Genomic DNA, 20,320 nt, shown 5'->3' with positions numbered 1-20,320 from the left:
TTTGCATGGTAAGGGCCCAGAATCGGGCTAGGCTATGCTGGCAGCGCAGGACTATAAGCCCGCGCGCTCTTCCGCCGTTGTGCAGTGAAGCATTTTGAGGCCATCGGGCTCTCCCATGACCAGTGACGTAGCAGTTCCCGCCCCGGAGACGGCGGCGGCCAACGGGCATGGCGACGCCCACACCACAGCCGGATTCGGTGCGCTGACGCTTGGCAGCATCGGCGTCGTCTATGGCGATATCGGCACCAGCCCGCTCTACGCATTCCGCGAGGCGGTGATGGCCGCCTCAGGCGCAGACGGGTTGCCGACGCAGGCCGCCGTGCTCGGCGTGCTCTCGCTGATCCTGTGGGCGCTCATCGTCGTGGTGACACTCAAATACGTCGTGATCCTGCTCCGCGCCGACAACAATGGCGAGGGCGGCACGCTCGCACTGATGGCACTGGCCCAGCGCGCGGTCGGCACGGGCGGGGCGACCATCGTCCTGCTCGGCATCATCTCCGGCGCGCTGTTCTACGGCGATGCCGTGATCACACCGGCGCTCTCGGTTCTGTCGGCGATCGAAGGCATGAAGGACGTCACCTTGACGTTCGAGCCTTACATCGTTCCGCTGACCGTCCTTATCCTGGTTTGTCTGTTCGCCGTGCAGTCACGCGGCACGGCGCGCGTTGCGGCCTTCTTCGGGCCGATCATGTGCGTCTGGTTCGCAGTCCTCGCGGCGGCGGCGATCCATCCGATTATCCAGCAGCCGCAGGTGCTGCTCGCGTTGAACCCCCTCTACGCCGTGTCATTCATGCTGCACCATGGCATCATCGGCTTCATCACGCTGGGTGCGGTGTTTCTGGCTGTGACCGGCGCCGAGGCGCTCTATGCCGACCTTGGTCATTTCGGCAAGCGGCCGATCCAGACCGCTTGGCTGTCGATCGTGCTGCCATCGCTGGCGCTGAATTATCTGGGGCAGGGCGCTCTCGTGCTCGGCGATCCCGGCGCGATCGTGAGCCCGTTCTTCCAGCTGTTTCCGCAAGGCTTTTTCCGCGGCAGCATGGTTGTGCTGGCCACCATGGCGACGGTGATCGCGAGCCAGGCGGTGATCACCGGTGCCTATTCGCTGACGCGCCAGGCGATCCAGCTCGGGCTGCTGCCACGCTTCGAAATTCGCCATACGTCGGAAGCCCATTCCGGCCAGATCTTCATCCCGCGCATCAACCAGTTGCTGCTAGTCGCGGTGGTGCTGCTGGTGCTGCTGTTCCGCTCCTCCAGCGCGCTGGCGTCGGCCTACGGCATCTCCGTCACCGGCACCATGGTGGTCACGGCGATGATGGGCTTTGTCGTGATCTGGAAGGTCTGGCGGTGGTCGCCGGTCGCGGCCGCCGCCCTGATTGTGCCGTTCCTATTCCTCGACCTGACCTTCCTCGCCGCGAACTTGCTCAAGGTCTTCGAAGGCGGCTGGGTGCCCCTGGCGCTCGGCGCGCTCATGATCCTCCTGATGTATACGTGGCGGCGCGGCAGCCGGCTCTTGTTCGATAAGTCGCGCAAGCTCGAGTTCCCGCTCGCCGACCTCGTGGCAATGCTGGAGAAGCGACCGCCCCAGCGCGTGCCCGGCACCGCCGTGTTCCTGACCTCGGACCCGCTCAGCGCGCCGACCGCGCTGATGCATAGTCTGAAGCACTACAAGGTGCTGCACGAGAAGAACGTCATTCTCACCATCGAGACCGCGCAGACCCCGCGCATCGACCCGACCGAGCGGGTGAGGCTGGAGCAGATCTCACCGACCTTCACCAAGGTGACGCTGAAGTTCGGCTTCATGGAATCGCCCAACGTGCCCAAGGCGCTGGCGATCGCGCGCAAGCTCGGCTGGCAGTTCGACATCATGTCGACCTCGTTCTTCCTGTCGCGCAGGGCGCTGAAGCCCGCCGCGCATTCCGGCATGCCGCGCTGGCAGGACCGGCTGTTCATCTCGCTGAGCCGCTCGGCGAACGATGCCACCGACTATTTCCAGATCCCCTCAGGCCGCGTGGTCGAGGTCGGCACGCAGGTGACGATCTAGCTCCCATCGCTGTCGTCGCCCGGCCTTGTGCGCACTTGCGCACTGGACCGGGCGATCCAGTATTCCAGAGACGGTGCGGCTAGAACCGAGGAGCCGCGGCGTACTGGATTCCCCGCCTTCGCGGGGAATGACACCGAATGCGTGGCGGGAGTTGAAGCAGGAGTTTCAGGCATCTGAAACCTGCACTTCAAGTCGCTGCGATTTAGCTTTAACTTGCGCCGCGTGGCTCAAGCCTTTGTAGCGCTTGATTTTCGCGTCCCGAGAGGCGAGGTTGCCCGCCGGCCGGGGGCGCCCCGGCATATGCCTGCGACGTTGGAGGATGATGTGGCAAATCAGGTACAGGATCTGACCCCGGACGAGGTCTCCAAAGGTGTCGCGGAAGGGCGCTATCTGCTTGTCGATGTCCGTGAGCCGAACGAGGTTCAGGCCGAAGCCTATCCCTATGGCGTCGTGGTTCCGCTCTCGACCTTCGATCCCAAGGCGATCCCTGATCCCCAAGGCAAGGAGGTCGTGTTCGCCTGCCGCTCGGGCAAGCGCTCGGTGACAGCCTCGCTGGCCGCGCAGGCGGCGGGCCTGCCTTACGACAAGCATCTGGCCGGCGGCATGCTGGGCTGGAAGGCGGCCGGTCTTCCCAGCAAGGTCGGTGGCTGACCCACCCGATGTCCAAAGGCTCTTCCCTGAACAAGGTCTTCGCCGACCTTCCCGTCACCATCTTCGAGGCGATGTCGCAGGCTGCGCGCGACAATGCCGCCATCAATCTCGGCCAGGGCTTTCCCGACGATCCCGGCCCCGAGGACATCCGCCGCGCCGCGGCCGAGGCCTCGCTGAACGGCTACAACCAATACCCCTCGATGATGGGCCTGCCGGAGCTGCGCCAGGCGATCGCGACCCATTACGGCCATTGGCACGGGCTCAAGCTCGATCCGATGAGCGAGGTGATGGTGACCTCCGGCGGCACCGAGGCGCTGACCTCGGCGATTCTCGCGGTGGTCCAGCCCGGCGACGAGGTGGTCTGCTTCCAGCCGGTCTATGATTCCTATTTGCCGATCATCCGCCAGGCCGGCGGCATTCCGCGCCTCGTCCGCCTCGAGCCGCCGCATTGGCGGTTGAATGAGGACATGCTGAAAAGCGTCTTCAATTCAAAGACCAAGGCGGTGCTGTTCAACAACCCCTTGAATCCCTCGGCGGTTGTGTATCCGCGCGAGGACCTCGAGCTGCTGGCGCGCTACTGCCAGGAATTCGACGTCATCGCGATCTGCGACGAGGTCTGGGAGCACGTCACCTTCGACGAGCACAAGCACATTCCGCTGATCACCATCCCCGGCATGCGCGAGCGCACCATCAAGGTCGGCTCGGCCGGCAAGATCTTCTCGCTCACGGGTTGGAAGATCGGCTTCGTCTGCGCCGCGCCGCCGCTGTTGCGCGTTGCTGCCAAGGTGCACCAGTTCCTGACCTTCACCACCGCGCCGAACCTGCAGGCCGCCGTCGCCTACGGCCTCGGCAAATCCGACGACTACTTCCTGTCGATGCGCAAGGATTTGACGCGGAGCAGGGACCGTCTGACCAGGGGGCTGGAGAGCCTCGGCTTCCCCGTGCTGAAGTCGCAAGGCACCTACTTCCTCACCGTCGACCTGTCGCCGCTCGGACTCAACGAGAGCGACACCGAGTTCTGCTGGCGGATCGTCAGGGATTACAAGGTGGCGGCGATCCCGGTCTCGGCCTTCTACGAGCAGGACCCGGTGACATCAGTGGTCCGCTTCTGTTTTGCCAAGAAGGACGAGACCCTCGACACCGCACTGGAGCGGCTGTCGGACGCGGTGCGCGGCCGCAAGAGGTAGATTTGAGATGACAAACGTCGGCCGCTCCAGGCTTTGCCTCGGTCTTGCAATCGCCGCAGCGCTGACGTTGCTCTCCGCTCCCGCCAAGGCCGAGGAGCGGGTCGTCAACTTCTACAACTGGTCCAACTACATGGCGCCGGATGTCCTTGAGGCCTTCACCAAGGAGACAGGCATCAAGGTGGTCTACGACACCTTCGATGCCAACGAGACGCTGGAGACACGCCTGATGGCCGGCAAGTCCGGCTACGACGTCGTGGTGCCCACCGCCTATTTCCTGCAGCGCCAGATCAAGGCCAACATCTTCCAGAAGCTCGACAAGTCGAAGCTGCCGAACCTCGCCAATGCCTGGCCGATGGTGACCAAGCATCTTGCGACCTACGATCCCGGCAATGTCTACGCCGCCAACTACATGTGGGGCACGACGGGCATCGGCTACAACGTCGCCAAGGTGAAGCAGATCCTGGGACCGGACGCGAAGATCGACAGCTGGGACATCGTGTTCAAGCCAGAGAACCTGGCAAAATTCAGAGACTGCGGCGTGCACATGCTCGACTCCGCCGACGACATCTTTCCGGCGGCGCTAAACTATCTCGGGCTCGATCCGAACTCGACCAAGCAGGCCGACCTCGAGAAGGCCGCCGACGCCGTCGCCAAGGTCCGCCCGTCCGTGCGCAAGTTCCACTCCTCCGAATATCTGAGCGCGCTCGCGACTGGCGAGATCTGCTTCGTGGTCGGCTGGTCCGGCGACATCATGCAGGCTCGCGCCCGCGCTGCGGAAGCCAAGAGCGGCATCGAGATCGGCTACGCGATTCCCAAAGAGGGCGCGCAGATGTTTTTCGACAATCTTGCGATCCCCGCCGATGCCAAGAACGTCAATGAGGCCTACGAGCTGATCAACTATCTCTACCGGCCCGACGTCGCCGCCAAGAACTCGGACTTTTTGTCCTACGCCAACGGTAACCTCGCCAGCCAGAAGCTGGTCGATCCGAATATCCTGAACGACAAGAACATCTATCCGGACGAGGCGACGCTCGCAAAACTGTTCGTCATCACGGCGCGCGAGCCGGCGACCCAGCGCATCATCAATAGGCTCTGGACCAAGGTGAAGACGGGAAGGTAGATCGAAAGGCAGGTTCCAAATTCGCTATCCCGCCCGAATTGGTGTATTATCTGCCTCAGCTGAACAGACTAGGCCTTGAGCAATGACGGATCATCCTCGCATCTCGCTTGCGCCTGATGTGCTTGCCGGCAAGCCGGTGATCACCGGGACGCGCATTGCGGTGGAGTTCATCATTGGGTTGATGGCGGACGGCTGGAGCGAGGCCGACATCTTGGCCAATTACCCCGGCATTTCACGCGACGACATTCTTGCGTGCCTGGCTTACGCACGCGATTCGCTGAGTGTCGAAAGGGTTCATCCAAGCGCTGCCTGAGATGCGCTTCCTGGCCGATGAGAATTTTCCTGGTTCCGCAGTAGCCGCACTTCGTGCGTCTGGTCATGATGTCGTCTGGATCAGGACGTCTGCACCCGGCAGCCAGCGACCACGAAGTGTTGGCGCAAGCGTCGAAAGAAAGACGAATCTTGCTCACCTTCGACAAGGATTTTGGGGAGCTGGCGAAAGCGTCTTCGCTTCCCTCCACATGCGGCATCGTGCTCTTGCGTGTTCCTCCGCCTGCTCCTGGGCGGATCGGCAAAGTGATCGCCGATCTGGTCTTGGGTCGTGACGATTGGGCGGGACATTTCTCGGTGATCGAGCCCGGTCGAGTCCGAATGCGACCTCTTGCCAAGTAACGTCCGCGCCTACCGCCACCTTCTATGCAACCACAGCCACTGCTCGGGATGCTCGCGCACCCAGCTTTCCACGACGCTCGTGATCGCCTGCGTCGTACCCTGGATGTCGATCTTGCCGTCGGCATCGCGGACCGGTTTGATCTCCTCGGTCAGCTCGCCGCGAAAGCGGCCACCAGGCAGGCGTATGATGCGGACGCCGTGGATCGGGCATTCGATCTGGCGCAGCAGGCGGGCCAGCATCGGGTTGGCGCGGGTCTTGCGCCCGAAGAAGGTGACCTCGACGCCGGCGGTGAGGTACTGGTCGATCAGCATGGCGACGTGCTTGCCGTCCTTCAGCGCCTGCGCAAGGCGAAGCGGCGCGTCGCGCCCCGCAGGGATCAGCGTGCCCATGTTGACCTGACGCATCTCCTGGATGATGCGGTCGGCAGCGGCGATGTTCGGCCGGCGATAGAGGATCGCGGTATCCAGCCCATGCGCGACGGCGGCGAGCGCCGGCAATTCCCAGTTGGCGAGATGCGCGGCGAAGATCAGCGCAGGCTTGCCGTCGTCGCGGATCTGGTCGAACAACTCGATGCTGCGCGGCGACAATTCGATCCGGCTCTTTTCCGGGTGATCGCGGTCATAATCCCAGACATGGTCGATATGGGCGAACTCGGCGCCGACGCGGCCGAGATTGTCCCACACGCCCATCAGGATGTTTTCGATCTCTTCCGGCGACTTCTCGGGGAAGGCCGCGGTGAGGTTGGCGCGGCCGATGCGATGCTCACGCAGGCGCGGCCCGATCAGCTTTACGACGCGTGCGAAAAAATCCGAGGTCTTGACCGGATCGAAATAGCGCGTGGTGCGCAGCAGGCCGACCGTGGCGGCGCCGATCAGGCTGCCTCCGATCGATTTGGCAGCCTCCCGCGCGCGGGCTTTCGTCCTCGCAGTCAGCAGCGCCATGCGTCCGGTCAGGCCGGTTCGCGAGTCAGGATCAGCGAGGCGTTCTGGCCGCCGAAGCCGAACGAGTTCGACATCACCGCAGTGACGCGGGCATCGCGCGCCTTGTTGCCGACGACGTTGAACAGGATCGTGGGATCCGGGGTCTCGTAGTTGATCGTCGGCGGGATGCGCTGGTGCTCGAGCGTGAGCAGCGAGAAGATCGCCTCGACCGCGCCGGCAGCCGAGATCGTGTGGCCGACCATCGATTTGTTGGAGGTGACCGGAATCTTCTGCGCGAGCTCGCCGAACACCGCCGATGTCGTGTTGAACTCCATCTTGTCGTTTTCGGGTGTCGAGGTGCCGTGCGCGTTGATGTGGTCGATCTGGTCCGGCGTCATGCCGGCATCGGCCAGCGTCTTGTTCATGCAGCCGATGATCGGCTTGCCATCGGGCGAGGAGCGGGTGCGATGGAAGGAATCGGTGAGCTCGCCGCAGCCGGCGATCACGCCGAGGATCTTTGCGCCGCGCGCAGTCGCCGCCTCGTAGCTTTCGAGCACCAGCGCGCCGGCGCCTTCGGCCATCACAAAACCATCGCGGTTCTTGGAGAAGGGGCGGGAGGCCGCCTGCGGCGGATCGTTCTGGGTCGACAGCGCCGAAAGCAGCGAGAAGCGCACCAGCGCTTCCGGGTTCACGGTGCCGTCGGTCGCGACGCACAGCGCGGCGTCTGTCTCGCCGCGGCGGATCGCCTCGACGCCGAGCTGGATCGAGGTCGCGCCCGAGGCGCAGGCCGTCGACAGCGAGATCGGCGAGCCCTTGGTGCCGAACGTCTCGGCGAGATGCGCGGCGACAGAGCCGAACATGAAGCGATGATGGTAGGCGCTGTACTTGCCGCCGCCGGAAATGCGCAGCAGATCGTCATAGGTGATGTCGAGCTGGCCGACGGCGCGACCGAGTTCGCGACGCTGCGGCCATTCGACCTCGACCGGTGCAACCGCGAGGAAGAGGGGACCAGGGAAATCCGCCTTGGCGCCGATGCCGGCCTGCTCGAGCGCTTCCTCCGTCACCAGCTCGGCCATCCGCTCCGAGAGCGCGGTGGAGGAGAACGGATCGACGCTGACGAAATCCACCGTACCGGCCATCGTGGTCCTGAGGCCGTCGATCGGAAAGCGCGTGATGGTGCGAATACCGGATTCGCCGGCGACCAGCTTCGCCCAATTGTCGGCCTTGCCGGCGCCGAGCGAGGTCATGATGCCCATGCCGGTGACGACGACGACGGGACGCCCGAATTTGTCGCGTGGTGCAGTCATGTCGATCCCCGATTCAGCTAGCTCACTGCCTCGACCAGCGCCATGCCTTCGCCGCGCCAGTGTCCGGCCCCTACCACCACGATCTGGGTGGGTGCGCCCTGCATTTCAATCTCGGTCCCCGTCGAATCATTCGGCGGGAACAGCGCGCCGCGCGAGATCGACAGTGCGGCGAGGGCAATGCCGAGCGGGAATTGCGTTTCCATGGTGTGGCCGAACATCGTGCCGGTCGAGCGCACCGGGAGATCGGCATGGCTCTTCAGGAAGCTGCGCTCTTCCGAGGTCGCGGGCTCGGCGCCGGTCGCGCCCGATATGATCGCGCCCTTGCCCGCGCGCTTGGGCAGCTTTTCCCAAAGCTTCTCCAGCGTCGCAGTCATGTCGCCACCCTGCTTGCGCCGGGCGAGGTCGGCAACGACGCTCGACAGCTTCGCGAACGGCTTGGCGCCGCGCGCCTCTGCATGCGCCCGCGATTCCAGCACCAGGAAGGCGCCGGCCGAACCGAGCGCGAAGCCGGGATGGTCCTTGCGCGCCCACACCGGAGCGAACTTGTCCTTCAGGTTGAAGTCGCCGAATTCGTAGAGGACCAGCAGGTCCTTGCGCTCGCCATTGTGCGAGCCGCCGACCAGCGCGATGTCGCTCTCGCCCGAGGCAATGCGCGCGAGCGCAATGCGGGCGGCGTCGGCGCCGGCGACCTCTTCACCCATGAAGGTGCGCGAGGTGCCGCCGAGACCATGGACGATGGCGATGTTGCCGGCGAGTAGGTTGGAAAGCTGGGCCAGGAACAGGGTGGGGCGCAGATCGCTCATCAGCCGCTCGTTGAGGAAGCCGGGCGCGTTGGCGCCCTTGGCCTCGGCCGTGAGCACGCCGGTGTCGACGTTGAGGTCGCGCTCGCCGCCGCCGGCGGCGATCACCATGTCGATCTTCGACAGGATGTCCTTGTTGCCCTTGATCCCGGCGGAATCGAGCGCAAGGCCCGCGGCATAGGTGCCGATACGCTGCCAGGCTTCCATCTGGCGCTGGTCGCCCTTCTTCGGAATCTGGCTGTCGAAAGAGACCGGCATCAAGGGATGCACGATGTAGGGCGCAAAGCCCTTCTCGTCGACATTGATGCGCTTCTCCTGGAGCGCGGCCCAGTTGGCGTCGAGCCCTTCGCCGAGCGAGGTGGCAAGGCCAATGCCGGTGATCCAGACTTCCGTCTGGGCGGGCTTCGAAGCAGTCTCAGTCATGGCGATACAGTCTGTTGCGGAAAGCCGATGCGCTTGGCGAACGCGTCCATGTAGCCGCGCATATCCGCATTGGGGAAGGGGATCAGTGTGAAGGTGAGTGCCGAGTTTGCGCGCAGCTTGCCGCCGACCCTGATCTTGGCTTCGGTCATGGCATAGCCCGAGCCTTCATGGGTAAGGCTCGCTTCGATGCTCATGAGATCGCCCGGGTAGACCGAACCGCGGACCTTGGCCTCCTTCACGGCGGCCAGGATCGGCATGCGCTCGAACTTGAACACGCCGAGCTGAAGCCAGCCGGAGGCTTGCGCCATCGATTCGATCAGGAGCACGCCGGGCATCAAGGGATAACCTGGGAAGTGCCCCTCGAAGACGGTGCTCTCCTTCGGGACTTGGGCCTCGACGACGATCGTCTTTTCGTCGACCTTGAGGTCGACGATACGATCGATCATGTGGAAGTATTCGAGTTGCATGGCCGCGCGCTTAGGCGCTCGCGCCCTTGGCCGCGACGAGCTCGTCGATCCGCGCGCACAGGTTCTTCAGCACGAAATACTGCTCAGTGGTCGCCTTGCCGTCGTTGACCTCCTGGGTCCACTTTTCCAGCGGCAGCTTGATGCCGAACTGCTTGTCGATTGCGAAGGCGATATCAAGGAAATCGAGGCTGTCGATGCCGAGATCATCGATGGCATGACTATCCGGCGTGATCGTGTCGCGCGGGATGTCGCAGGTTTCAGCGATGATCGTGGCGACCTGATCGAATGTGGAAGACATCACTAAGCCTTTGATATATTGCATGTATTTGTCAGATTTCCAGAGTGGCGCGGTGGGTGGGCATCGCGCCCCTGATGACGCCCTCAAACCCCCCTCTGGCCGGGTCGAAAGCCCGTATATCGGAGCGCCGCCCTGAGTTCAATGGAGCCGGGCCGGCGAGCAGACCAGGGCTGGGGATGCCCGCCATAGCCCGTCCGCCGGGGCTAAATATGCGGCGTCGTGATCTTGACGCAGTCGCGGCGGCCCATCAGCACGCAATCCTGGGTCCGGCGCAGGTCCGCGATGCTCACGGCGAGCCAGATTCCGATCGCGGTCAGCGCGATGGTGAAGGCGAGCGCCGCGATATTGGCGAGCATGCGGTGGCGGAAATCGTCCGGTTCGGTGCGAGGCTGCTCGTAGCGCGTCAGGTCGAGTGGCTCGGGTGCGCGCAATTGCTGCACGGTGCCGTTGCCCCGGCGAACCACCGGGGAAGGCGAGGTGCGCGGCCTGAACTGGAGCACCCGGTGCTCGTCATCAGAGCTTATGGGCCGCTGGGTTGTCATGGGGCGGGGATCACTCCGAAGCAGCGATTTTTAGATAGCACACGCGACGAACCTGTTGCAGAAAATCTTCTCAACGCGTAGCTGCATTTCCTGTTCGCACTATTCTGCATAGGCGCTGTCAAACAGCCGGCCGCGACGCGGTCAGGAATGCGCGGATTGCGTTGCAACAACGGCTGGGAAGCTCGCGCCGGCATTTCCCGTCCACATCGGCTTGTGATCTCGGCCTGCAGCCCAACGCATTTTGCCTCCCCTCGGACCATGGCATAGTCCAGGGAACCTGTTTCCACCAATTGCAAGGGACCGTTCGACCATGACCAATACGCGCGAGCCGAGAGTGCATCCGGTCCCGATCCTGTCGCTTCGGCCGACGCAGATGACGGTCGGCATGCGAGAGGTCAAGGAGAAGCGCAAGCGCTGGCGCCAGCGCGACAGCAACAAGCAGGCCGACCTGCTCGGCAAGCACATGATCCCCGTCGTCTACGGTCCGGACCTGCGCTATTACGTGATCGACCATCATCATCTCGGCCGCGCGCTGCATGACGAGGGCGTCAAGGACGTGCTGGTGACCATCGTTGGCGACCTCAGAATGGTCGAGCGCGAGGCCTTCTGGGGCGTCATGGACAACAAGCGCTGGGTCTATCCCTATGACGCCAAGGGCGAAAGGCGGCCGTTCCGCGACCTGCCGAAATCGGTGGCCGACCTCAAGGATGACCCCTTCCGCAGCCTCGCCGGCGAGCTCCGCCGCATCGGCGGCTTCGCCAAGGATACGACGCCGTTCTCCGAATTCCTGTGGGCCGACTATCTGCGCCGAAAACTCTCGCGCAAGGTGATCGATGCCGATTTCGACAAGGCGCTCGAGAAGGCCCTGTCCTCGGCGAGAAGCAAGGATGCGATCTATCTGCCCGGCTGGTGTGGGCCGGCGGACGATGATTAGGGGCGCATCTGTACCGCATGCGGTACCGCAATCCGGACCTCATCACAGCCTCTTGAGCGAAATCATTTTCCGCCCGCATGAAGCGCTCCTGAAACAGAGCCGTCCCATCCTTTGGGGTGATCGGGCTCACACAGGAGGCAGGAATGCGCCGTCTGTTTTTCGCTGTTGCCTTGCTCGCCCTCGCGTCAGCAGGGGTTTCGGCCTCGTTTGCCGCAGTTCACCACGCCAAGACATTGACGTTCGCCGAGCGCTTTGCTCCGGCACTCGAGTTGATGGCAAAGCACTAGCGGCATAGCGCTTCGCAGCCGCACGCAACGCATCGGTCGCGCGATCACTTCGGGCCTCGCGCGCCGGTGAGCCGCATCCGCGGGTTCTCAGGTCCTGCGTCCTGATGGCGCGCGGGTCCTTGATATGTCGCAAATCCTGTCTGGCGCAGGCCGCTAGGGTCACGATGCATGAGGGGCGAACACGCATTGTGTCCAATGCGGAAGGCTAGTGGGCTCCGGATCATGCCGACCCGGAGACGCGGCGATGAGCCTGATCCTTCGCATTCTGTTTGTTCTGGCCGGAGCCATCACCGCGCTGTTCGTCGCGCGGGATGCGCTGAACTTCACCATCATCCAGACCTTCGTCGCCATCCTGCTCGTGACCGCCGTCCTGCTCGCCGGGAGTCTCTGGAGCCTGCGGCGCAAGACCTGAGCGGCGCGGAGAGTGCGAGGTTAGCCGGAGCCGCCTAAGCGCTGCGTTCAGGCCCCTGCTCTGAGGCCGCTTCGTGCGAACTCGTCCTTGCCACCGAGGATCCGGTGCAGCCAGCTCTCGACGGGGCGGCCGACCGTCAGCAGAACGAAGGCGAGCGCCAGCGCGGCTGCGACGATCTTCCATTGTCCGGCGCCGCAGATAATGCCGAGGCAGGCGGCAAGGAACGTACAGGCCGCACTGGTCAGGCCGCTCACGCGAAAACCTTTGCTCTCGTGGACAATGACGCCGGCACCGAGGAAGCCGATCCCCGTCAGGATGCCCTGGATCACCCGACTTGCCGCATCGTTGATGCTGCCGGGCTCGGCGAACTCGACGGCGAGCAGCACGACGGCCGCGGTGGAGAGCCCGACGATGCCGAGCGTCTTCAGCCCGATCGGCTTGCCCTGCAGATCGCGGTTCAGGCCGATCGCGCCGCCGGCGAGCGTGGCGCTGCCGAGACGCAGCAGGATTTCGGGCCAGTCGAGTTCGGTCATAGCCGGTCGATCACTTCTTCGGCAGTCGTCCCCGTTCGGTCGCATGCCCGTGAAATTCGCCAGCCGGGTCGACAGCGCGGCTTGGTCCGGCAAACATAATCGATGCGGGCGGCCGTCTCAACGTGCCACATCCTGGCTGTCATCGCTCGATTTAATCGGGCGATCCAGTATTCCAGAGGCGGGTGTGATTGAACCGAGAAGCTGCGGCGTACGGGATGCCCCGCCTGCCGCCTACGCTAAAGCTTCGGCGCCCCTAGACCACAACCTCGGCGAAGCCTTGGCGTAGCCGGGTCGCGGGGCATGGCAGTGTGCTTGAAGCGCGAGCGCGGCCTTACCGCAACGGCTTCTTCAGCAGCGAGAAGCGGTCGGGATCGAGCCCCATCGAGGGTTGCAGCATCGGGGCCTCGAGGCTGGACATCGTCTTGGCAGGCGGTGCCGCGAAAACCGGATCGTTCGGAACGTCGCGCTGCGAGGTGGCGCCGCGCCAGCGTTCGAGCACGGCGCTGACGAAATGCATGTCGTGACCGGAGGTGACCGAGGGCACGCTGCTGATGGTGGCTTCGCCGCGCGGCAATTGGTGCGGCGGCACCTCCTTGAAACGCAGCCGCGTCGGCAGCGCGACGCCTTCGCCGAACGCCAGCACCTCGCGGGTGCCGAGCGAGGGCACGAAGGACAGGAGGTTCGCGGCCGCGTCTGACACGGCGGCGCGCAGCAGCGCCTGGTCGCGATCGTTGGCAAGACGCATCGTGAACAGCGTATTGCACTGGGAGATGATGGTGGCGTCGAGCTCTGCGGGGCGCTGCGTGATGAGGCCGAGATAGACGCCGTATTTGCGCCCCTCCTTGGCGATGCGCGACACCGCCTTGCGGGTCGGGCCGAAGCCGATGTTGCGGTCGGCGGAGGCGTAGCGATGCGCTTCCTCGCAGACGAACAGCAGCGGCGAGACGCCGTCGCTCCACAGGCCGAAGTCGAAGGCCATACGGCACAGCACCGAGACGACGGAATCGATCACCTCGGCCGGGAAGCCGGCGAGCTGCATCACCGTCATCGGCTTGCCGTTAGCCGGCAGGCGGAACAGATGGCTGATCACCTCCGCCATGGTGTCACCGCCGACATTGGCGTTGTCGAACATGAAGGCGTAGCGCGGGTCGTTGCGGACGGCCTCAATGCGCGAGATCAGCTTGTGATAGATGATGCGCGAGGAGCGGTTCTCGAGCTTGCCCATGCGTTCGTCGATCAGCGACAGCAGGTCGACCAGGCGATAGGGCACCGGCGTGTCGACGGTGTAGCCGATCTGCTTGGGATCGATGCGCTTGAGACCGATGCGGTCGGCGTTCTGGTACTGGGTGTAGACGCCCTTGGCGAGCGGGATCACCTCGGCGAGGATGTCGAGCTCCTCGGGCACGCCGGCGCGGCCGCCGAACAGCACGTCGACGATTTCCTCGAAGTTGAACAGCCAGAACGGCAGCTTCAGGTTTCGTGGGTTGAGCACCAGCGCGCGATCGCCGAAGCAGCGGCCATATTCGTTGTGCACGTCGAGCAGGAAGATGCGCAGGTTCGGGCGCGCCTTCAGGATCTCGTTGAGCAGGAGCGAGACGCCGGTCGATTTGCCGACGCCGGTCGATCCCAGCACCGCGAAGTGCTTGGACAGCATTTCCTCGACGTCGACATAGGCGACGACCGAGCGGTCCTGCTGAAGGAAGCCGACATTGATCTGGTCCGACCCGGTCGGAGCATAGATCGTGCGCAGCTCCTGGCTCGTGATCAGGTCAACGGCATCGCCGATGGTCGGATAGTTGGTCACGCCGCGCTGGAATTTGGCCTTGTCGGCGGCGTTGAGGATCTCGCCGAGCAGGTCGACCGAGGCGATCGCGATGTAATTGTCGGTGCTCGACAGGTTTTCGCAGGAGACCTCGGTGATCATCGCGACGATGACCGAGCTGGCGCAGCGGATACTGACGAAACGGCCGACGGTCGCCCGAACCTCCGAGATCGGCATCCGGCCTTCCGCCAGAAGCCCGACCCGGGCGAGCGATCCGCGAACCGAAATCACGCGTCCAAAGGATGTCACGATCAATGAACCTGGCAAGAGCAAGGGATTTGATCCGGACTATGCGCGGCCGTCGCTGCACAAACGGTTAAGCCGCAGGCCCGGCCGCTTCGTTAAATCCGCCGTAATTCGGTCGGGAGCCGTGTCGCCAATACATAGTTATGGGCGGAATCGTCGGGAAAAATGCTGCAATTTTTACGTTCCGTTGGGGTGGCGCGGCGGTCTTAGGGAATATTTTACCATTCGGGCATCAGGCGCGACGCGCGGGGAACAATTGTCATCCTGCAAGTCGGGTCATCCGGTTCGGGTGACGACTTAGATTTGTTGACGAGACCTAATCATTTGTACATTAGTACAAATGGGCCGCGTCCCACAGCGCCCCCGCGCGCCGATTTGCGTCCCGCGCCCGATTGCGTGATCCGGTCCCGCGGATCGCAGCCACGCTTGATCGTAGCCACGCTTGGCGGCCACGTTTGGAGGAAAGCATGCAGCCCGAACCGATCCTCGATCTCGCCCATCTCGGCCACATGGAGCTCTTGACGCCCAAGCCTGACGAAAGCCTGAAGTTCTTCGTCGATGTCATGGGCATGACCGTCAGCGGGCAGAAAGGCGAGTCGGTCTATTTGCGCGGCTGGGACGATTACGAGCGCTATTCGCTCAAGCTCACGGCGTCGAAGACGTCGGGCATGGAGCACATGGCGCTGCGCGCGCGCAGCCAGCAGGCGCTGGAGCGCCGCGTCGCCGCGTTGAAGGGCTCCGGCTTCGACATCGGCTGGATCGATGGCGACATGGGGCAGGGGCCGACCTTCCGCTGCCGCGATCCCGATGGTCACATCGTCGAGCTCTATTACGAGACCGAATGGTACCAGGCGCCGCCGGAGCTGAAGCCCGCATTGAAGAACCAGGCCCAGCGTTTTCCGGCGCGCGGCGTCAACGTCCGCCGGCTCGACCATCTCAACTGCCTCGCCGTCGACATCAAGGCCAACCGCGAGTTCTTCGAGAATTATCTCGGCTGCCGTCTCACCGAGCAGATCGTGCTCAACGACGGCCGTGAAGCCGCAATGTGGCTGACGATGTCGAACAAGAGCTACGACTTCGCCTATTCACTCGATCATTCAGGCACGCCCGGCCGATTCCACCACGTCACCTACGCGCTCGACAGCCGCGAGGAGATTCTTCGCGCGGCAGATATCTTCCTGGAGAACGGCGTGCATATCGAGACCGGCCCGCACAAGCACGCGATCCAGCAGACTTTCTTCCTCTATGTCTACGAACCCGGCGGCAACCGCGTCGAGGTCGCCAATGCTGGCGCACGTCTCATCCTCGCGCCGGACTGGAAGCCGATCGTGTGGACCGAGGAGGAGCGCAAGAAGGGCCAGGCCTGGGGCCTGAAGACGATCGAAGTCATTCCACATCCACGGCACGCCGCAGGTGGAGATCAAGAAGCACGGCTAATTTGCGGATGCGCGTGCGCGCGCGATCGTCTCGCGCACGCCCGTCCACGCCGGCTTGTCCGGCGCGAACTGCTTGCGCAGGAAGGCGACGAGCTCCTCGACCTGCGCGTCGCTCATGCTGCCCTTGAAGGCGGGCATGTAGCCGAGATCGCTGGAGACGGGTTCGGTGATGCCGTGCAGGATGACCTGCACGAGATTGTCCGGCGATTCGCTGTGCAGATTGCTGTTGAGCGCGAGCGGGGGCCGGGTGCCAAACAGCGGCAGGCCGCCGACCTCGTGGCAGACGGCGCAGGCGCCCTGATAGAGCCGCGCGCCGGTGGACGCGGCGACGATGACTTGCGTCGCGTTCTCGAGTTTCGTCGCGAGCGCGTCTTGGGTTTGTCTGTCACTCGCGGTGTCATTGAACGAATTGAGATAGACCGCCATTGCGCGGAGGTCCTGGTCGGGCAGGGCCTTGAGGTCCCGGACGATCGGCGCCATTGGGCCGGCCGCGACGCCATGATAGCGGGAATGGCCGGTGCGCAAATACGCGAACAGCTCGTCCTCGCTCCACGGGATCGGTGCGCGGGAGAGCGAGGTCAGCGCCGGCGCTTCCCAGCCCTCGGCAAAGCCGCCGGCGAGATAGGCCCCGCGCTGCTCGGCAGCGAGCGCATTGCGCGGCGAATGGCAGGCGCTGCAATGGCCGAGGCTTTCGACCAGATAGGCGCCGCGATTCCAAAGCTCCGACTTCACGGGATCGGGCTTGAATTCACCCGCCTCATGAAACAGCGCGTTCCATCCCGCGAGCAGCGGCCGAAGATTGAAAGGGAAGGTTAGCGTGTTCGCAGGCTGTGTCGCGCGCACCGCTGGCTGCGCCATCAGGTAGGCATAGAGCGCCTGCAGGTCGGCCTCGCTGGTCTTCGAAAAATGCGTGTAGGGGAAGGCAGGATAGAGCTGCCGTCCGTCGCGATGCAGCCCGTCGCGCATCGCGCGCTCGAAGGCGGGGTAGGACCAGGCGCCGATGCCGGTCTCGACATCGGGCGTGATGTTGGTCGAGTAGATCGTGCCGAACGGCGTTTCCAGCGCGCGGCCGCCCGCATTGAGCACGCCCGTGAGACTGGTGTGGCACTCCGCGCAGTTGCCGAGCGCTGCAAGCTGCTCGCCGCGCGCGATCGTCGCTGCGGAATAGACCGATGCGTCGGGCCGGGCGATCGGGGGAATTGCGCGCCCCGGCAGAAGCGCCGCGCCGATGCCGATCGCAGCGGTGCAGACCGCCGCAATCGCCGCGAAGATGCCGGCGCGTTTGGCGAACGGGTTCTCCCAGATGCGTGATGGCGGCGGGGTGGCAGGCGCGGGCAGGGCCTGCGGCGTGGCCGCAGCATCGCCGTGCAATCCCCTGAGAATGCGCTCCGGCGTGAATGGCGGCTCGCGAAAGCGTACGCCGGTGGCATCGAAGATCGCGTTGGCGATCGCCGCCGCGCTCGGCACCGATGCGGACTCGCCGACGCCGAGCGGCGGCTGGTCCTGACGCGGCAGCATCAGCACGTCGATCTTGGGCATGTCGGGGAAGGGGATGATCGGATAGGCGCCCCATTCGCGCGCCGCCACCGTGCCGCGCTCGAACGAGACCTCCTCCATCAGCGCGCGGCTGGTGGACTGGATGACGTTGCCGTGGATCTGGTGGCGCACGCCGTCCGGATTGATCATCAAGCCGGAATCCTGCCCGGCGACCACGCGCGTGACGCTGACGTCGCCGGTGGTCTTGTTCACCGCGACGTCGGCGACCCAGGCCGACCACGCAGCGCCATAGCCGGGGAACTTGCTGTGGACATAGAGCGCATAGGCAAAGCCACGCCCGTGCACGACCTCGCCGTCTTTCTCCTCGCGGACCGGTCGCGGCGTCCAGCCAGCGCGCTCGGCGACCGCATTGACGAGATCGATCGCGCGCTGCTCCTTCAGGTAGCGCAGGCGATAGTCGATCGGGTCGACGCCAGCCTCGGTCGCGGCCTCGTCGATGTCGGATTCATGCGCAAAGGTGTTCGGCAGCGCCGAGACGCCGCGGAACCAGGACGCGCGCACGATCGGCGGCATGTCGTGGGCGACCACACGCATGTTGTCGTAGTCGTAAGGCGGGATCGCGGTGCGATCGCCCATCTGGAGCACGGCAGGCTCGGGCGAGATGCGGCCCGTCAGCAGCAGCGCCAGCGTCGGCGCCGCATTCGACGGATAACGCGTGGCGAGATCGTAGGCAGCAACGCCGCCGTCCGCGTCGAGGCCGCCATTGACATCAATCAGCTGCGCGGTGCCCTTGGGCTCCCAGGCGTGCTCCTGCTCGCGCGTCAATTGCACGCGCACGGGCCGGCCGACCGCGCGCGACAGCAGCAGCGCGTCGGCCGTGACGTCGTCGGCACAGTTGCGGCCGTAGCAGCCGGCGGCCTCGAGCCTGACGACCTCGATCTCGCTCTCGGGACGCTCGATCAGCAGCGCCAGATCGCTGCGCAGCACGTGCGGGTTCTGCGTGCCGGACCAGACGCGGATGTTGCCGTCCTGGAAGTCGGCGACCGCGCAGGACGGACCGATCGAGGCGTGCATCTGATATGGCCAGACATAAGTGCGCTGCATCGGCTTGGCCGCGCCTGATATTGCCGCATCGACGTCGCCCTTGTCGATCAGCGTGCGCGGCGTCGATGGATTGGCGCGCAGCGCGGTCTCGACATCGGCGAGATCGGTCAGCGCAGGCGTCGGCTTCCAGCTCACCTTGAGCTGCTCTGCCGCACGGATCGCGTTCTCCTCGCGCTCGGCGACCACGCCGACGAAATCGCCGATCCGCACCACGGCCACCAGGCCGGGAATGTCGCGCACGGAGGATTCGTCCACCGCGATCAGGCTGGTGCCGACGAACGGACCGGCATCGACGCCGGCATAGGGCGGACGCACCACGCGGCCGTGGAGCATGCCTGATACCCGGACGTCGTGCACGAAAGTCAGCTCGCCCGTGGCCTTGGCCGGCACGTCGACCCGCGGCATCGACTGGCCGACGATGGCATAATCGCTGGCCGCCTTGACCGCGACGACGTCGGCAAGCTCGAGGCTGATCGTCTCGTCGCCGATCAGTTCGCCATAGCTGACGCTGCGATTGTCGGGGCCCCGGACGAGACCGTCGTCGATCCTAAGGTCGGCCGCCGGCAGTTCGAGCCGCTCGGCCGCGCGTGCGATCAAGAAGTGGCGCGCCTGGGCTGCGGCCTTGCGCAAGGGCACGGCCGTGATCTGGATCGTCTCGCTCGCGATCGTCGCGCCCTGGTTCGGCACCAATGCGGTATCGCCGAGCACGACGACGACGCGCGCAAAGGATACATCCAGCTCCTCGGCAACGATCTGGCCCAGCGCAGTGCGGATGCCGGTGCCGAGATCGACATGGCCGTTATAGGCAGTGACCGCGCCGTCGGCGGTGATGCGGACATAGGTCTCGGTTGTGACCTCGTCCACGGTGCTGATGACGACGAGCGAACCGGATGGCCGCTCAGTTCCGTTCGGATGCGGGGAGGCCATCAATCAACGGCCTCGGTGAGCTGGCCGGAGGCGCGCATCACGGCGCGCAGGATTTCGACATGCGTGCCGCAGCGGCAGAGATTGTAGCGCAGCGCCGCCAGCGCCTCCTGTTCGGTCGGACGCGGATTGATCGCGAGCAGCGCTTTGGTGGTCATGATCATGCCGTTGAGGCAATAGCCGCATTGCGCGGCCTGCTCGTCGATGAAGGCCTGTTGCACGACATCAGGCCTGTCGCGCGTACCGAGGCCTTCGAGCGTCACGATGTCGCGGCCGGCGCAGCCGCTCACGGGAATCACGCAGGATCGCGCCGCGGCCCCGTCGATCAGGACAGTACAGGTGCCGCATTCACCGAGGCCGCAGCCATATTTCGGCCCGTTGAGTGCGAGGTCGTTGCGCAGCACGTAGAGCAGAGGCGTGTCTCGCGCCGCAGTGACCTCGTGGATCCTGCCGTTTACGGTGAGGCGGATCGGTGTCTGCGTCATCCTCGTTCCCAAGCCCTGTCATCACGCGATTTGTAAGTCGCGACGATACCGTTTGTACACAAACGTGCAAGCCGTCATGCCGCACTGCAGCGCGACTGCCTTCTTTGTGGACAGAGCGGATAGGCATATGAGGTTTTATGCGGCAGGCGCATCTTTTGCGCCGCACCGCCGCTTGACAGCTATCGGGACCGCGCGCAACATCGTTCGT

The 20,320-nt window shown here is 64.5% G+C and carries 19 protein-coding genes and 2 pseudogenes; 11 read left to right on the top strand and 10 right to left on the bottom strand.

Features of this window, described 5'->3' with window-relative positions; translation table 11 throughout:
• Positions 1-115 precede the first annotated feature (115 nt).
• The 7 genes and pseudogenes from ACSKB8_RS35430 (at position 116) to ACSKB8_RS35400 (ending at position 5,674) form a co-directional block, all read left to right on the top strand.
• Positions 116-2,044, top strand: a complete 1,929-nt coding sequence (locus ACSKB8_RS35430) for a potassium transporter Kup (RefSeq protein WP_438109140.1) — start codon at positions 116-118, stop codon at positions 2,042-2,044.
• 324 nt (positions 2,045-2,368) lie between these two features.
• Complete coding sequence (locus ACSKB8_RS35425) at positions 2,369-2,695, top strand: rhodanese-like domain-containing protein (RefSeq protein WP_027571677.1); 327 nt, start codon at positions 2,369-2,371, stop codon at positions 2,693-2,695.
• Between the two features lie 8 nt (positions 2,696-2,703).
• Positions 2,704-3,882 (top strand): aminotransferase, encoded by a 1,179-nt coding sequence (locus ACSKB8_RS35420; RefSeq protein ID WP_438109138.1) that lies wholly within the window; start codon positions 2,704-2,706, stop codon positions 3,880-3,882.
• Between the two features lie 7 nt (positions 3,883-3,889).
• Positions 3,890-5,002 carry a polyamine ABC transporter substrate-binding protein gene (locus tag ACSKB8_RS35415; RefSeq protein ID WP_438109136.1) on the top strand — a complete coding sequence of 371 codons (1,113 nt, stop codon included), beginning with the start codon at positions 3,890-3,892 and terminating at the stop codon, positions 5,000-5,002.
• Positions 5,003-5,084: 82 nt separating this feature from the next.
• Positions 5,085-5,315 carry a DUF433 domain-containing protein gene (locus ACSKB8_RS35410; RefSeq protein ID WP_091888676.1) on the top strand — a complete coding sequence of 77 codons (231 nt, stop codon included), beginning with the start codon at positions 5,085-5,087 and terminating at the stop codon, positions 5,313-5,315.
• Position 5,316: 1 nt separating this feature from the next.
• Positions 5,317-5,364 (top strand): annotated as a pseudogene (locus ACSKB8_RS35405) (hypothetical protein); the annotation flags it as partial.
• 100 nt (positions 5,365-5,464) lie between these two features.
• The gene (locus ACSKB8_RS35400) at positions 5,465-5,674 is read left to right on the top strand and encodes a DUF5615 family PIN-like protein (protein WP_438109134.1); all 210 of its coding nucleotides are present in this window, start codon (positions 5,465-5,467) and stop codon (positions 5,672-5,674) included.
• Positions 5,675-5,683: 9 nt separating this feature from the next.
• Here the strand turns inward: ACSKB8_RS35400 and ACSKB8_RS35395 are convergent, their stop codons facing one another.
• The 6 genes from ACSKB8_RS35395 to ACSKB8_RS35370 all read right to left on the bottom strand — a co-directional run bounded on the left by ACSKB8_RS35395 (position 5,684) and on the right by ACSKB8_RS35370 (position 10,432).
• Complete coding sequence (locus tag ACSKB8_RS35395) at positions 5,684-6,616, bottom strand: lipid A biosynthesis lauroyl acyltransferase (protein ID WP_438109132.1); 933 nt, start codon at positions 6,614-6,616, stop codon at positions 5,684-5,686.
• A gap of 8 nt (positions 6,617-6,624) precedes the next feature.
• Positions 6,625-7,902: a beta-ketoacyl-ACP synthase gene (locus ACSKB8_RS35390; RefSeq protein ID WP_128934463.1), complete on the bottom strand. Its 1,278-nt coding sequence runs from the start codon at positions 7,900-7,902 to the stop codon at positions 6,625-6,627.
• Positions 7,903-7,919: 17 nt separating this feature from the next.
• Positions 7,920-9,125, bottom strand: coding sequence for a beta-ketoacyl-ACP synthase (locus ACSKB8_RS35385; RefSeq protein WP_438109130.1), 1,206 nt, complete (start codon positions 9,123-9,125; stop codon positions 7,920-7,922).
• Positions 9,122-9,592, bottom strand: coding sequence for a 3-hydroxyacyl-ACP dehydratase FabZ family protein (locus ACSKB8_RS35380; RefSeq protein ID WP_091888665.1), 471 nt, complete (start codon positions 9,590-9,592; stop codon positions 9,122-9,124). Before ACSKB8_RS35380 ends, ACSKB8_RS35385 begins: the two co-directional genes overlap by 4 nt.
• 10 nt (positions 9,593-9,602) lie before the next feature.
• The gene (locus ACSKB8_RS35375) at positions 9,603-9,890 is read right to left on the bottom strand and encodes an acyl carrier protein (RefSeq protein ID WP_007592476.1); all 288 of its coding nucleotides are present in this window, start codon (positions 9,888-9,890) and stop codon (positions 9,603-9,605) included.
• A 203-nt stretch (positions 9,891-10,093) separates the two neighbouring features.
• A complete protein-coding gene (locus ACSKB8_RS35370) occupies positions 10,094-10,432 on the bottom strand; it encodes a hypothetical protein (protein WP_091888663.1) in 339 nt (112 codons plus the stop codon).
• Positions 10,433-10,742: 310 nt separating this feature from the next.
• On the opposite strand from ACSKB8_RS35370, the gene ACSKB8_RS35365 reads away from it, so the two are divergent.
• The 3 genes from ACSKB8_RS35365 to ACSKB8_RS35355 all read left to right on the top strand — a co-directional run bounded on the left by ACSKB8_RS35365 (position 10,743) and on the right by ACSKB8_RS35355 (position 12,065).
• Positions 10,743-11,366, top strand: coding sequence for a ParB-like protein (locus ACSKB8_RS35365; RefSeq protein ID WP_091888661.1), 624 nt, complete (start codon positions 10,743-10,745; stop codon positions 11,364-11,366).
• Between the two features lie 143 nt (positions 11,367-11,509).
• Positions 11,510-11,653: a hypothetical protein gene (locus ACSKB8_RS35360; protein WP_164934455.1), complete on the top strand. Its 144-nt coding sequence runs from the start codon at positions 11,510-11,512 to the stop codon at positions 11,651-11,653.
• A gap of 244 nt (positions 11,654-11,897) precedes the next feature.
• Entirely contained in the window at positions 11,898-12,065 is a 168-nt protein-coding gene (locus ACSKB8_RS35355; RefSeq protein WP_165405372.1) for a hypothetical protein, read from the top strand.
• Between the two features lie 47 nt (positions 12,066-12,112).
• Here ACSKB8_RS35355 and ACSKB8_RS35350 read toward each other — a convergent pair whose 3' ends face one another.
• On the bottom strand, positions 12,113-12,598 hold the full coding sequence (locus tag ACSKB8_RS35350; protein ID WP_438109125.1) for an MgtC/SapB family protein: 486 nt from the start codon (positions 12,596-12,598) through the stop codon (positions 12,113-12,115).
• A 331-nt stretch (positions 12,599-12,929) separates the two neighbouring features.
• Entirely contained in the window at positions 12,930-14,669 is a 1,740-nt protein-coding gene (locus ACSKB8_RS35345; protein WP_164939471.1) for an ATP-binding protein, read from the bottom strand.
• Between the two features lie 464 nt (positions 14,670-15,133).
• On the opposite strand from ACSKB8_RS35345, the pseudogene ACSKB8_RS35340 reads away from it, so the two are divergent.
• Positions 15,134-16,103 (top strand): annotated as a pseudogene (locus ACSKB8_RS35340) (catechol 2,3-dioxygenase).
• Here ACSKB8_RS35340 and ACSKB8_RS35335 read toward each other — a convergent pair.
• Both ACSKB8_RS35335 and ACSKB8_RS35330 read right to left on the bottom strand, forming a co-directional pair.
• On the bottom strand, positions 16,100-19,630 hold the full coding sequence (locus ACSKB8_RS35335) for a molybdopterin cofactor-binding domain-containing protein (protein WP_438109123.1): 3,531 nt from the start codon (positions 19,628-19,630) through the stop codon (positions 16,100-16,102). The pseudogene ACSKB8_RS35340 and the gene ACSKB8_RS35335 sit on opposite strands and share 4 nt — an antisense overlap.
• Entirely contained in the window at positions 19,630-20,112 is a 483-nt protein-coding gene (locus ACSKB8_RS35330) for a (2Fe-2S)-binding protein (RefSeq protein WP_438109121.1), read from the bottom strand. Before ACSKB8_RS35330 ends, ACSKB8_RS35335 begins: the two co-directional genes overlap by 1 nt.
• Positions 20,113-20,320 lie beyond the last annotated feature (208 nt).

It is taken from the genome of Bradyrhizobium sp. BR 1432 (genome assembly GCF_051547705.1).
Taxonomy (GTDB): Bacteria; Pseudomonadota; Alphaproteobacteria; order Rhizobiales; family Xanthobacteraceae; genus Bradyrhizobium; species Bradyrhizobium zhanjiangense.
Note: the sequence above shows the minus strand (reverse complement) of the source record. Positions and strands in the feature narration are given on the sequence as shown.

Bases quoted from the DNA above. Each gene is read 5' to 3' on its own strand.
- ACSKB8_RS35360 (WP_164934455.1), top strand. From the start codon at position 11,510: ATGCGCCGTCTGTTTTTCGCTGTTGCCTTGCTCGCCCTCGCGTCAGCA.
- ACSKB8_RS35420 (WP_438109138.1), top strand. From the start codon at position 2,704: ATGTCCAAAGGCTCTTCCCTGAACAAGGTCTTCGCCGACCTTCCCGTC.
- ACSKB8_RS35330 (WP_438109121.1), bottom strand. From the start codon at position 20,112: ATGACGCAGACACCGATCCGCCTCACCGTAAACGGCAGGATCCACGAG.
- ACSKB8_RS35350 (WP_438109125.1), bottom strand. From the start codon at position 12,598: ATGACCGAACTCGACTGGCCCGAAATCCTGCTGCGTCTCGGCAGCGCC.
- ACSKB8_RS35395 (WP_438109132.1), bottom strand. From the start codon at position 6,616: ATGGCGCTGCTGACTGCGAGGACGAAAGCCCGCGCGCGGGAGGCTGCC.
- ACSKB8_RS35385 (WP_438109130.1), bottom strand. From the start codon at position 9,125: ATGACTGAGACTGCTTCGAAGCCCGCCCAGACGGAAGTCTGGATCACC.
- ACSKB8_RS35335 (WP_438109123.1), bottom strand. From the start codon at position 19,630: ATGGCCTCCCCGCATCCGAACGGAACTGAGCGGCCATCCGGTTCGCTC.
- ACSKB8_RS35375 (WP_007592476.1), bottom strand. From the start codon at position 9,890: ATGTCTTCCACATTCGATCAGGTCGCCACGATCATCGCTGAAACCTGC.
- ACSKB8_RS35365 (WP_091888661.1), top strand. From the start codon at position 10,743: ATGACCAATACGCGCGAGCCGAGAGTGCATCCGGTCCCGATCCTGTCG.
- ACSKB8_RS35355 (WP_165405372.1), top strand. From the start codon at position 11,898: ATGAGCCTGATCCTTCGCATTCTGTTTGTTCTGGCCGGAGCCATCACC.
- ACSKB8_RS35430 (WP_438109140.1), top strand. From the start codon at position 116: ATGACCAGTGACGTAGCAGTTCCCGCCCCGGAGACGGCGGCGGCCAAC.
- ACSKB8_RS35370 (WP_091888663.1), bottom strand. From the start codon at position 10,432: ATGACAACCCAGCGGCCCATAAGCTCTGATGACGAGCACCGGGTGCTC.
- ACSKB8_RS35380 (WP_091888665.1), bottom strand. From the start codon at position 9,592: ATGCAACTCGAATACTTCCACATGATCGATCGTATCGTCGACCTCAAG.
- ACSKB8_RS35410 (WP_091888676.1), top strand. From the start codon at position 5,085: ATGACGGATCATCCTCGCATCTCGCTTGCGCCTGATGTGCTTGCCGGC.
- ACSKB8_RS35390 (WP_128934463.1), bottom strand. From the start codon at position 7,902: ATGACTGCACCACGCGACAAATTCGGGCGTCCCGTCGTCGTCGTCACC.
- ACSKB8_RS35415 (WP_438109136.1), top strand. From the start codon at position 3,890: ATGACAAACGTCGGCCGCTCCAGGCTTTGCCTCGGTCTTGCAATCGCC.